Genomic DNA, 13,371 nt, shown 5'->3' with positions numbered 1-13,371 from the left:
TGTTGGGGAGAGTTACCAATGAGTTCAAAAAATATGCTGGGGATTTCTTGAAATAACCGATAAAATATGCTGTCTGTTTTCATTTTGAAAAGTTATTTTAGATGCAATTAATCAATCAGATTTATAGATTGTTTTCAAGAATCTAGCCTTTTTATATAAGTTGTAAATTGACTATTTTTCGATATTGGATAGTATTTGTGCGAATTGCGTCACAATATGTTAGAATTATAGCAAAATATGACAACTATTCAAAGTTAATTTGACATAATTTTGTCTTTTGTCAAGTTGAAGCCTAAAATCTACATTTTTTTGGAGTTTTCGAGTTTATGACAACCTCACAGGAGAGGATTATCCCGACGGATTTGCGAGGTGAAATGTCGCGGTCTTATCTAGAATACGCCATGAGCGTCATTGTAGGTCGGGCGCTGCCAGATGCTAGGGATGGTCTTAAACCTGTGCATCGTCGCATCCTCTATGCCATGCACGAACTGGGTTTACTACATGATCGCCCTTTCAGGAAATGCGCCCGTGTGGTCGGGGAAGTTTTGGGTAAATATCACCCCCACGGTGATACAGCAGTGTATGATGCTTTGGTGCGGATGGCGCAGGATTTCTCCATGCGATCGCCTCTCATCAGTGGACATGGTAACTTTGGTTCAGTGGACAATGATCCGCCGGCGGCAATGCGGTACACAGAATGTCGTCTGCACGCCCTAACCAGTGTAGCCCTCCTCCAGGATATTGAAGCCGAAACCGTAGACTTTGCCGATAACTTCGATGGTTCTCAACAAGAACCCACAGTTTTACCCTCCCGCATTCCTCAACTTCTCCTCAATGGTTCTTCGGGGATTGCTGTGGGAATGGCCACAAATATTCCTCCGCACAACTTGGGAGAATTGATTGATGGATTAGTGGCACTAATTCACAATCCCGAAATAACTGACATTCAGTTAATGCAGTATATTCACGGTCCCGATTTCCCGACTGGGGCGCAGATATTGGGAGTCACTGGCATTAAAGAAGCTTATACCACGGGACGCGGTTCAATTACCATGCGGGGTGTTGCCAATATTGAAACCCTGACCCAACGCAACCGTCCCGAACGGGAAGCAATTATCATCACCGAATTGCCTTACCAAACCAATAAAGCGGCATTAATTGAAAAAATTGCCGAATTGGTGAATGATAAACGCATTGAGGGCATTTCCGATATCCGGGACGAGAGCGATCGCGACGGCATGAGAATTGTCATAGAATTAAAACGTGATGCCTATCCCCGCGTCGTTTTAAACAATCTTTATAAACAAACCCCTTTACAGTCTAACTTTGGGGCGAATATGTTGGCACTGGTCAACAGTGAACCCCAAACCCTAAACCTCAAACGTTTCCTCAGCGTCTTCCTAGATTTCCGTATTCTCTCCATTGAACGCCGGACTCGCTACGAACTCAGGAAAGCCCAGGAACGAGATCACCTATTACAAGGCTTATTAATTGCCCTGTCACGATTAGATGCAATTATTGTTTTAATTCGTCATGCACCAGACGCACCCACAGCCAAAGGTGAGTTAATTACCACCTACGGACTGTCGGAAGTGCAAGCAGACGCAATTTTGCAAATGCAGTTGCGACGATTAACAGCATTAGAAGCCGATAAAATTCGCCTGGAACACGACGATTTACAAGTTAAAATTAGCGACTTAGAGGATATTTTAGCTAGACGGGAACGGGTGCTAGAAATCATTGAAACGGAAATTAGTCAAATTAAAACCAGCTTTGCCACACCCAGGAGAACAGTAATTACTCATGGGGAAGGAGACATAGATGATATTGATTTAATTGCCAATGAAAAGGCGATTATTCTAGTAACAGAACAAGGTTACATCAAACGGATGCCCGTCAACACCTTTGAATCCCAAAGCCGTGCTACCAGAGGCAAAGCGGGGGCAAAAGTCAAAGATGATGATACCATTGAGCATTTTTTGACCTGCTGCGACCATGATAGTATCTTATTCTTTAGCGATCGCGGAGTCGTTTATTGCCTGAGAGCATATCAAATTCCCGTCAGTTCGCGCACCAGTCGGGGGACACCGATTGTACAAATGTTGCCCATTCCCAAAGAAGAAAAAATCACCTCCATTGTCCCCGTAGACGAATTTAGCAGCGAAGAATATCTCGTCATGCTCACCAAGGGCGGTAACATCAAAAAAACCGTCCTCGAAGCATTTAGCCACATTCGCGCCAACGGATTAATTGCCATATCCTTAGAAGAAGGCGACCAACTGCGGTGGGTGAGAAGGGCCAGAGTAGAAGACAGCATTATCATCGGTTCTCGTCAAGGTATGGCCATTCACTTCCGCTGTACTCATGATCAACTGCGTCCCTTGGGTAGAGCCACTCGTGGTGTAAAATCCATGAAACTCAAGAACAAAGACGAACTCATAGGCATGGACATCCTACCTGCGGCTATTCTTGATACCTTAGCTACTGTGATAGAAGGGGAAAGCGAAGAAATCGAAGAAACCGCAGAAATTGAAGAAATTGTAGAAACCGCAGAAATTGCCGAAATCGAAAATAGCGAGGAAATTGTAGAAGTCAGCAACGCCAGCAGTACCGGACCTTGGGTATTAGTCATTACCATGGGCGGTTATGGCAAACGCGTTCCCGTTTCTCAATTTCGACTGCAAAACCGTGCTGGTCAAGGTTTAATGGCCACCAAATTCAAAAACCGCAAAACCAAAGACAAATTAGCCACCTTGCGAATTGTCAACAGCGACGAAGAAATCATGATGGCCACCAATCGCGGTATCATTATTCGTCAAGCGGTCAATGCCATTTCTATCCAATCAAGATCAGCCACCGGAGTCAGAGTGCAACGTCTAGACGAAGATGATGCCATTACCGGAGTTGCAATTGTCCCCCCCGACACAGGTGATAATGGGGAGCTAGAAGAAGCAGAATAGACAATTAATAAGATCCCCAACTTCTCTAAGAAGTCGGGGATCTGAATTGAATTACTTTATGTACTTTAGGACACAAGGAGATGATCAAACTCGGACAGCAAAAGATTTCTAAATCCATTAAATATTATACCTTATCTTTTATCAGTGGCATATTCATGGGAACGACCGTTGCCCCTATTGGTGCATGGTTTCTAGCCTGGATTGCCCTTGTTCCCTTGTGGCTATTAGTTATTAAATATACATCCAAAACAGATCCCCCTGCCCCGCGCCCTGGGTTCCTGAGCGAAGTCGAAGGGCTGCCCCTTGCCCTAATTTGGGGTATCGGTTATCACGGAGTTGCCTTGTCATGGATTACAGGGATTCATCCAATGGATTGGTTAGGTGTCCCCTGGTTGCCTAGTTTAATTATTACCCTCCTTTGTTGGGCATTTATTAGCCTTTGGGGGGGGATATTAGTCTCTGTTTGGGCAGCTTTAATGGTGCGTCTAGATAGGGGAAATCCTTGGTTGCGTGTTCTATTTGGTACGGCCATTTGGTGTGGCTTAGAAAGCCTCTGGAGTGCAAGTCCTCTATGGTGGAGTTCTCTGGCTTACACTCAATCACCGCAAAATCTCGTAATTCTCCATTTAGGACAGCTTTCTGGACCCAATACTGTGACTGCGGTGATTGTGGCTTTTAATGGGTTAATTGCGGAATATCTCACGCAGAGACGCAGAGGCGCAAAGGAAGAAAGAATCGCTATTTATTCGGCTTTTTCTCTATTTATTTTGGCTCATTTAATTGGTTTTCTTTTCTATAGTCAACCGTTGACGGAAGGTGCGAATACGGCTTTAAAAATTGGTGTAATTCAAGGTAATATTCCTAATAAAATTAAGGTTCTTCCTGAAGGTTTGCGTCGGGCGATTACTGCTTATACTGAAGGATATTTAAGTTTAACTAATCAAGGTGTCCAAGCTGTTCTTACCCCGGAGGCTTCTATACCTATTTTTTCCCGTAGTTTAACTCAAACTCCTTTGTTGGCTGCTATTCAAAAAAAGGGTGTAATAGCTTGGATAGGTGCATTTGGTGAACAAGGAAATAGTTATACAAATAGCTTATTTACTGTTCTTGGTAATGGGGAAGTTACCAGCCGTTATGATAAATCTAAACTTGTGCCATTGGGAGAATATATTCCTTTTGAAAATATTTTAGGGAGAATTATTCAACGTTTATCACCGCTAGAAGCACATCAAGTTCCGGGTAAAGCCAAGCAAATTTTTAATACTCCTTTTGGAAGAGTAATTATTGGTATTTGTTATGAATCAGCTTTTGCGGAAAACTTCCGATATCAAGCTTCTATGGGGGGAAAATTTATGCTCAGTTCTTCCAATGATGCCCATTATACGGCAGCAATGGCAAATCAACATCATGCCCAGGATATCATGCGGGCAATTGAAACTGATAGATGGGCTGTGAGGGCAACAAATACAGGTTATTCGGCATTTATTAATCCTCATGGGCAAACTCTCTGGAAATCGGCTTATAACACCTATCAAACTCATGCAGAAACTATTTATCCTCGTCAAACTCAGACTTTATATGTGCAGTGGGGTGATTGGTTGACCCCTTTATTGTTGCTTCTAAGTGCTTTAATTTGGCTTTTTTGATTTCCTCTCTACTGTATTTTCTCGTCCCAATAGAAAGTGGTCTGAAAATAGAAGTATTTGCTTGCGGATTAAGACTATCGTTTAAACTATCATCTATTTTTTTGCGGAGTGATGATAAAAACATTATGTCATTTCCTAGATCAGAAACTTCATCTTCATATTCATCCAAGTCTTCAATTTGATTGATTCTTTCTTGGTATTTTACCATCAAATTATCAACAGCTTCGATCATAAATTTGATGTCTTTAAATGATAAATCCATAGCTAATTCCTTCTAGAGATGATTGTCACTACTATTCATTAACTTTAGAGAAATATGTGCCTATCTGTTGCAATACTTCTTTATAATCCTCCAATGGCATATCTTGAATGGGTTTCCACAGCCAATGATTATCATAGTCATTAACTAATTCTAGCTGTTCTGGTATTTTTGTTCCTGCTTGTAATTGCCACCAATTTTTACCATATCCTGGATTAGCAAATGTTGATATTCCGCCTGTTGATTCCCCATCTGCTAAAGTAGTCATAACCCACACTTGCCCATCTTTATCATAGCAAGCTATATCTTTATTAGGGCGAACATTATCCATTCTGGGGGAATTGGCATTTCCTTGTCGATAAAGAGTAATTGGTGTATTGTCCATTAAAGTGGGCTTTTAGTCTTTAATTTGTGTATTAAATAGAATAATGCTTGTCAAGATAAATGCTAAAAATATCGCTAAATTCCGTAATAAATCAATATTACTATGTTTAACAGCGATCGCTATTAATGCCCAAACCGTAACACCAGTATAGGGAATATCTTTGTACCTAATTGCAATCACAGCCGCAATCGTTGTTGCTATCACCAACATGATCATAGTCCAGACCTGACTATTAATACCCCAACCATTCCAACCATAAAAATATAGTGCAGAAGCCACATTTACCACAGTTGCCACAGAAATCCAACCCAAATAAATACTCACAGGATTATGCAAGCATAACTTTTTCGTTTGAGATACCCGCTTTTTGCCAATGCCTAAAATATGATAAATAGCCATCAGCGGTATGAGAATACCGAACATAGCCACAACAGAAAAAGCAAAAAGTCTAGATAAAAATAAATACACCCAAATACTTTGAAAAACAGAAGCAATCACTAACAGATAACCTGTTTTGCGTAAATCTGCATCCTGTTTCTGGTTAGGTAGAAATTGATAAACTGCTAAAGCAAATAATCCTAAATAAATCACTCCCCAAATGACAAAAGCATAGTTAGCAGGAATAATCAACACATCTTTAAATAAAGTGTTAGAAATTGCCCCTATACTCAGTCCATTTAAGGGAAAAATATTTGATGCTACATTCACCACAAAAGCACCAACAACAGCAACTAAAGTTATTAGTTGTCTGATAAAATCTTGATTATGATTGGAAGTAGATTGCTGCATAGATAATTACCAAGTTGGATCACTAAAAAGATGTATCGTTAATTTATCTTTTCCTGGTGGAACTGCGGTAATACAAGCCCGGATAACTTCACCATCATCTAATTCTACAGTACAAGCGTGACAAGTTCCCATCAGACAACCAGTAGGAATGGATACTCCAGCCCGTTCTGCGACATCTAACAACGGTTCTCCTACTTGGGCATTAACGGTGATATCATCTGGTAAAAAAGTAATTTGCATAGTCCTATATGGCTTTTTATTTGCTAAAGAATAGATGAAAAAGAAGAATTATAAATCACTAATTATTCCCCTAATTATTTTGACATAAAGTTCTATAACTTTCCTCTTTATAGGCATCGCTTCTGGTCAGGTTTGGATTATATAGTAGATAATTTTTTAATATATGGCAATTACTTTCCAGTAATCTTTCTAATGTCATATCCGATAACTTCCGTAAAATTACATGACTATTACCACTACCAGCCGCTAATATTTTACCATCTGGACTAAAACTAACGCTGCTTAAATCTTCTGCATCACCTTTTAAAACCATCATTAAAACACCTTCTTGATTCCACAACCTGATTTTATTATCACTGCTGACGGCTAGAGTTTTACCATCTGGACTAAACTTAGCACTAATAAAACCATCACCATACCCCATCAGGGTTTTTTGTAATTGACCGTTCTCACCCCAAATTTTCACCGTACTATCAAGACTAACAGAAGCTAATAATTTACCATTAGGCGACCAGGCTACACCATTTACCCTGCGAGTATGACCAGTTAAATTTTTGATAATTTCGCCATTACTTGTCCATATTTTTACCGATTTATCATCACTAGCGGAGGCTAGAAATTTACCATTAGGACTAAAACTCACCCAATTAATAGCATCAGTATGACCATTTAAAGTGTTTAGTAGTTTACCATCTTGATTCCATAATTTTATGGTTTTATCTTTACTAGCAGAAGCGATAATTTTACCATCTGGCGACCAAGCTACAGCTAAAACTGGATCATTATGACCAGATAATGTTTTTAATAATTTACCATCTTGATGCCATAATTTTATAGTTTTATCTTTACTAGCAGAAGCAATAATTTTACCATTAGGCGACCAAGCTACAGCCCAAACTTGATCATTATGGGCTATGAATTTTTTGAGTAATTTACCTTCCCGATTCCAGATTTTGATTGTTTTATCCAAACAAGCACCGGCAATAGTATTACTATCAGGACTAAAACTAATACTTGTTACCCAATCATTATTGGCTTGGGGATTAGGTAAAATTAGACTATCCCAACGCCACAAAATAATAGTTTTATCTCTACCAGCAGATGCTAAAGTTAGTCGGTCAGGGCTAAAACTAACACTATTTACCCAACCATTATGTCCTCGCAGAGTTCCTAGTAAATTACCATCAATACTCCAAACTCTAACTGTTTCATCCATACTAGCAGATGCTAGAGTATGACCGTCCCTGCTAAAATTGATACTAATAACACCGTTGCTATGTCCAGAAAGAGTTTTGAGTAATTGACCTTCTTGATTCCATAATTTGATTTTTTTATCTAAACTTGCAGAAGCCAGAATTTTACTATCACTAGACCAAGCTATAGCTAAAACAGCATCTTCATGGGCCGGTAAAGTTTTGATTAATTGACCTTTGCTACTCCACAATTTTATGGTTTTATCAGCACTGCTAGAAGCCAAAATTTTCCCATCATTAGACCAAGCTACGGCTAAAACAGCATCTTTATGACCAGATAATGTTTTTAGTAGTTTACCTTCTTGATTCCACAATTTTATGGTTTTATCGGTACTTGCAGAGGCGATAATTTGACCATCAGGATGGAAACTTACACTATTCACTATAGATGTATGACCTAGTAAAGTTTTGAGTAGTTTACCTTTTCGACTCCAAAGTTTAATTGTTTTGTCTTGACTAGCGGAAACTAACATTTGACTATCAGGACTAAAAATAACACTATTTACTACATCTTCATGTCCTGATAAAGTGTTGATTACAAGACCATTAGGACTCCAAAGTTTAATTGTTGTATCTGCACTAGCTGAAGCTATTAAAGATTTATCTGCACTAAATGTCACCATTCTGATTCCCGACAAATGACCTTCTAAACGATTACGTTCTTTGACTCCATAAACCGCTTGATACAGTGCAGTTAATACCTTCTCTTGAGTAGAAGTATCTATCCATAGAGTTTTTTTTAATTTTTTTCCTGCTTTCAAACTTTCCTTGAGAGCATCAATACCTTTTTGAGAAGCAAATAAAGTCTCACTAGATGCACTTAGAGTTTTCATTTCACTATCTGTGGAGGTAATCACAGAAGTAGTTAAGGCAAACATAGCAATAATAGAAGCTGTTAAGGCTATTTTCAGGGCAATATTTAATCTAATTGCACCCAAACGTTGTTTTTCTTGGCTATCGGCTAATTTTGCAAGTAACTCTTTTTCTTTTAATTCTGTGCGTAAATGTTGAATTTCTATTTGACTTGCTTCTTCTCGCTTTCGTAATTCTCTTAATTCTGCCAGTAAATTATCTCCTTGTGAATGGTGTGTCTGTTCTAAACTAACGCCGTTCTGAGTTTTTCTTAATTCACTTTTAAGCCGTTCAATTTCTTGATAACTATTTCTAACCTGATCCCGTAATGTATTAATTTGTGTTTGTAATCCAGATTCCTGTTGTTGTAAATAACGAATTAAGCTGACTAAATAATCATGAATTAATTGATAGCGTTCGGGAACATTGGGAAATATCACAACTAACCCGGAGCGAACTAAAATATCTAAAATCAATTCTAAGTTACTAGGATCTTCTAAATCTGAGAGTTCTAATGTTAATTCTGTCCGGGTTTTAAAAGGTCTTTTATTATGATCATCTGTTAATAAATATAAAACCAGGAGAGCCGCCCGTTCGTGTTCTTTTCCACATTCTTTAATTAATTCTTGAATATATGTTTGAATTAACTTATTGGGACGATATGCTTGATACTGGGCAAGGGTAGTAATATATTTATCTTGTAATTGTGCGCCCGCTAATTGCAATTCTATCGGACGAACTTCGCCCAGTTCTGAAGACAAATCAGCAACTAACGCATCAATTAAATCTGGTTCTAATTTGAGTTGGGATTGATTATGTGAACGTTCAGTTAATTTCTGAATGATTTTTCTGGCATTTTCAGGAGAAAAGTTATTAAGTTGATAACGAATATTTTTGTCAAGAATATTATTATTAATTGTTTCGATTGATGAAAGACATTTAAAATCTAGAAGGCGATGTAAATAATCTTCGCGCAAAGTCAAAATAACTTTCACAAAAGATACCCCTAAACAATCACTAATAAATTGATCAAATATTTGTTTTTTCTGAATATCTGTATCACCAAAGAAAAATTCTTCAAATTGGTCAAAAATTAACACTGTAATTAAATGATTATCTGCATTTTCCCGTAATTGTTGCAAAATACTATTAATAGTTGTAGGTATAGAAATATCAGATCGAAATTCTGTTTCCATAGCTGCTATTTTTTGCATTTCTAACATGGCCTTGGTAAAAGATTTACCTAATTCTCCTAACCAATCTGTATAGACTTGGAGGACAACTGGTACAGCAATTTGATCACCAACAGCCCGGTTTTGTAGTGCGGGAACTAAGCCAGCCGTAACAGTAGAACTTTTACCAACACCTGACTGTCCATGAATAACTATTAATTTTTGGTCTGCACGACTAATTCTCCCAATTAAGTTATTAACATCATATTCTCTACCAGAAGCGGCAATTTCTAAGGCTATACTATTACTAGCAAATGTAGATATTAAAGTGGGGTTAGTGACTTGTCTTTGCGGTTGTAACCGTCCAGCCCCAATAAAGGGGACAAAACCATATTGTTGTTCTACAGAACGGAGTTTTTGTTTAATAATATAGGCTTGAAGATAGTGTCCTATTTGAAAGTATAATGATCTTAAATTATGTAATAAGCGAATATAACGATGGGCATCATATTTATGTTCACTTTTTTCTAAAGCTGATGACAGTTGTTGAGATGCTGCATTTATATATTCTTTTGCTACCGTTATTTGTCCTAGATGATTGAGGGCTTCTGCTAAAGTTAATAAATAAATTTGTTCTAATATCAGAGGAAATAAATAATGATTTGATTCTGGGTGATTTTTTTCTGTTTCTAATTGTATTATTGATATATGCGCTAAAATACTAGCTTGTATCCAGTTGGAATTATGTACGGCTACCTGTGCTAAAAAACCATAATCACAAGCTAATTGAATTTTCCTACCATATATTTGATGTAATTCTAGGGATTTTTTAGCGACAACTTCTAATACTGCCCATGATTTTAAACTATATAAGACTTCTAATAATTGTTCAATAAATTCCGAAACTAAATCTATCCGTCCAGCAATTTCAAATGTTTGTAAACATTGCTGAAAATATGTTTTAGCTGATTGCCAATATCTTTCTCTTGATTTAGGATTTTGTTCGGCAAGACGACAGCAACATAATCCAATATAAAATAATAAAATTGACTGTTTTAAAAGATAAGCATAGGATGAATCAGATAGTTCCGCTGTTCTATCAGTTGCATATTCTGTTAGCCATAAGTTTTCTTGATGATGCCAAAAACGCAAACTTTTCTGAAAGTTATTTAGGGCAGAATCAATCCGATTATTGACATAATCATCTATGCCAAAAATAAATTCTAACCTAGCATTTAATTCTGCTTCGATTTTCATCCCCCTATCATACAATTCTTTAATTGCATAATGCAGTTGATCACTGCTAATCCATACTTGTTCTAAGGTGACAGGATTACCTTGTGCATAATTACTTTGTAAAACTCTCGTAAATAGATCGTCAGTTTCTTGGTGGAGAAATTCTAGTAATCCAATAGAGGTCATTTCAAATCTAATTGGTGTAGCTGCCCAACTGGCAAAATCGGGAGCTAACCGCAGGATTTTCTGTAACACTTCATCATTTACCCAAAAAATCATGGGGATTTGATAACGTTTACGAAATTCATCTCGGACTTGATTAATAGAACGCAGGAGATCATCTATTTCATAGATTGATTCAAACCCCATAATCATTAATCCGGCAGGTTGATTAATGGTAAGTTGTGATTGAATTGTGGTATATAAACTTGTGGTATTTTCGGCTAAAGTAATACTTTGAATACGCTCATTTCCCCAACCATTAACTGCTAGTTGTTGCCGGATTATATCTCGCAGAAATTCGTAGTTACAGCACAGCAAGATAACTGAAAACTGATTTTTAGAAAAGGTAATTGCTCTTTCTAAACTACGTAAAGACTGTTGATTAGCAGCGATTATATTCTCTGCTTGCTGTCTTTTAACCATAATTTAAATTTTTCGGTTTCTGCTAAAACTGGGTTAAGTGCAAACCAAACACCCTGGTGATCACGATATTCAAATACGAATAAACTCCGTAATAAAATATCGTACTCTACATTGCCTCTAACTCGTTGATCTTGGATTACCTGCAAGATTAATTCACTTTCATCCAGATCAATGGCATTAGCCCGGTAATCTCGTTGTCTTTGGATTACTAATTCTACACATTTGCGGTCAAAAGGTGGATCTTGTTCTCGTAAACAATCAAATAGTAGCCCTAATAAGTCGCGGACATGACCACCACTAATCAAACACAAACGATCTAGAGTATCTAGATGATCAAATAATTGGGTAACTAAATTTAAACGATCTGTTGGTGATCTGTCAGGAAAGGCTCTTGCTAATACCATTTGTCGCATTAATCCTAGTCCTTCTGTATTAATTTCTCCAGAACGTTGCCGCACGGGAATCATTGGTAATACTTTCGGTGCAACTCCACCTCCTAAACGATGTTGTAGTTCCGCACTATCATTAGAAAATGTCAAAGCTAAGGGAATTGTGTAAACTATGTGGCAATTCAATTTTCTTAATTGTTCTCCTCGATCAATGAATAAGTATTCTGGTAGCGATCGCCCAGACGGTAAAGGACGAACCGCCACCCGATCCAAGTTATCCACAATCACCACCAATCCCTTCTTCCCCCTAGCTTTTAGCTCCAAATTAGCCCGATCTAATAGCTCTTGATTAATTGATTGTAAGATATTTTCTGTGCGTGGTTCTAGATAGTCTCTTAACCGTCTGCGTAACTGAGGACTTTCTTTAGTTTTCGCCGTAATTTTGGCAATCCCCACAGATAATTCCGCTTCTACCCCCAGTTCTAAAGGCGTTTGCAAAAAATCTACCAACTCCCTAAACAACTTAGTAAAGTAACTAGGTTGGACACGCAGTTTCATCGCTTCCAAGTTTTCACTCACCAAACCCGCGATCGCTAATAAAATATCTGTAATATCTATATCTACCATTTCTAAAACATGGGTAGACTCAAAATAGACAACATGAAAATCTCGCGCTTCCAACTCGGCCTTGAGTCGTAGCAATTCCGTAGATTTTCCACAGCCCAAATGTCCCGTAAATAATTGACAGGTTGGTATATTTGGGGAAATCTTTGTAATAGTCCGCAGCAGAGCTTCAATAATTTTTCCCCCACGGACTGAAGTAAAATCAATATAATACATCCGGTCGTCTACGTTCTCAATCATCAACGGCCGGGAAGGATTACAAGCTTGATAAAATCTTTCTAAGTTAAGAAGCATAAAAAATTAATTCACGCTGTAATGGTCATAACATGATCTGTCACTATCTCTTTTACAGTGGAAAACCGAACATATCCGCAAAAACCAGGTATAGAAACATAACTAATTTTAGATTTTTCCTCACATCTTCACGCAAGAAAATCCAAAATCAGTATTTACTTGAATACATTCAGAACAAAATCAAAAAAGTAGTAGTCCCTGATAAACAAGCATAGATAACATCTGGATGACTCCCCCTACCTAAGCCAACCAAAATATATCCAATATTGAAAGTTGAGAAAAAATCTGATGATCTGATAAATCTCGCTTAACGCTAATTATTTAAGCTCGGTTACAAATATTACTTTGTAATCAAAAAATATTAGTCCTTGCATTTACCTTTACGTAAACAATCTCCTTGTGGCTCATCTCTACCAGAGACATTAACCACTAACTGTGATTGAGTATAATTTTCGATTCTTGCTTGAGCATTATCTCTAGACAGCTTATTCCCTGCAAAACAAGCACTGGAATTGCACAGATAAACTGACAACACCATTAGTCCTACACCAATTGTTTTTTTCATATCTAAATTCGATTCAGATTTCTATTGCGTAATCAGCAACATTATTTTGATCAATCGTGAAA

At 37.7% G+C, this 13,371-nt stretch carries 10 protein-coding genes; 2 read left to right on the top strand and 8 right to left on the bottom strand.

The features are described 5' to 3' along the window. On the bottom strand, positions 1 to 83 hold an 83-nt coding region (locus FJR08_RS16740; protein ID WP_168633943.1), incomplete at its 3' end, for a DUF2887 domain-containing protein. 243 nt (positions 84 to 326) lie between these two features. Between FJR08_RS16740 and gyrA the strand changes: the two genes are divergently transcribed. Next, positions 327 to 2,960 (top strand): DNA topoisomerase (ATP-hydrolyzing) subunit A, encoded by a 2,634-nt coding sequence (gyrA, locus tag FJR08_RS16735; protein WP_168633941.1) that lies wholly within the window; start codon positions 327 to 329, stop codon positions 2,958 to 2,960. 80 nt (positions 2,961 to 3,040) lie between these two features. Beyond that, entirely contained in the window at positions 3,041 to 4,606 is a 1,566-nt protein-coding gene (gene lnt, locus FJR08_RS16730) for an apolipoprotein N-acyltransferase (protein ID WP_168633940.1), read from the top strand. On the opposite strand, the gene FJR08_RS16725 is transcribed toward lnt, so the two are convergent. The 7 genes from FJR08_RS16725 to FJR08_RS16695 form a co-directional block, all read right to left on the bottom strand. Beyond that, a complete protein-coding gene (locus FJR08_RS16725) occupies positions 4,509 to 4,868 on the bottom strand; it encodes a hypothetical protein (protein WP_168633939.1) in 360 nt (119 codons plus the stop codon). The two genes, lnt and FJR08_RS16725, sit on opposite strands and share 98 nt — an antisense overlap. A gap of 31 nt (positions 4,869 to 4,899) precedes the next feature. Further along, positions 4,900 to 5,250 carry a hypothetical protein gene (locus tag FJR08_RS16720; protein WP_168633938.1) on the bottom strand — a complete coding sequence of 117 codons (351 nt, stop codon included), beginning with the start codon at positions 5,248 to 5,250 and terminating at the stop codon, positions 4,900 to 4,902. Positions 5,251 to 5,262: 12 nt separating this feature from the next. Then, positions 5,263 to 6,039: a tryptophan-rich sensory protein gene (locus tag FJR08_RS16715; protein ID WP_168633937.1), complete on the bottom strand. Its 777-nt coding sequence runs from the start codon at positions 6,037 to 6,039 to the stop codon at positions 5,263 to 5,265. 6 nt (positions 6,040 to 6,045) lie between these two features. Next, positions 6,046 to 6,279 (bottom strand): 2Fe-2S iron-sulfur cluster binding domain-containing protein, encoded by a 234-nt coding sequence (locus tag FJR08_RS16710; RefSeq protein WP_015083174.1) that lies wholly within the window; start codon positions 6,277 to 6,279, stop codon positions 6,046 to 6,048. Between the two features lie 70 nt (positions 6,280 to 6,349). Then, entirely contained in the window at positions 6,350 to 11,437 is a 5,088-nt protein-coding gene (locus tag FJR08_RS16705; protein ID WP_168633936.1) for a hypothetical protein, read from the bottom strand. After that, on the bottom strand, positions 11,407 to 12,744 hold the full coding sequence (locus tag FJR08_RS16700; RefSeq protein ID WP_168633935.1) for a P-loop NTPase fold protein: 1,338 nt from the start codon (positions 12,742 to 12,744) through the stop codon (positions 11,407 to 11,409). Before FJR08_RS16700 ends, FJR08_RS16705 begins: the two co-directional genes overlap by 31 nt. A 361-nt stretch (positions 12,745 to 13,105) precedes the next feature. Beyond that, positions 13,106 to 13,309 carry a hypothetical protein gene (locus FJR08_RS16695; protein WP_015083171.1) on the bottom strand — a complete coding sequence of 68 codons (204 nt, stop codon included), beginning with the start codon at positions 13,307 to 13,309 and terminating at the stop codon, positions 13,106 to 13,108. Positions 13,310 to 13,371 lie beyond the last annotated feature (62 nt).

The organism is Dolichospermum sp. UHCC 0260 (genome assembly GCF_009711985.1).
GTDB lineage: Bacteria > Cyanobacteriota > Cyanobacteriia > Cyanobacteriales > Nostocaceae > Dolichospermum > Dolichospermum lemmermannii.
This window is presented reverse-complemented; position numbering and strand designations above follow the sequence as displayed.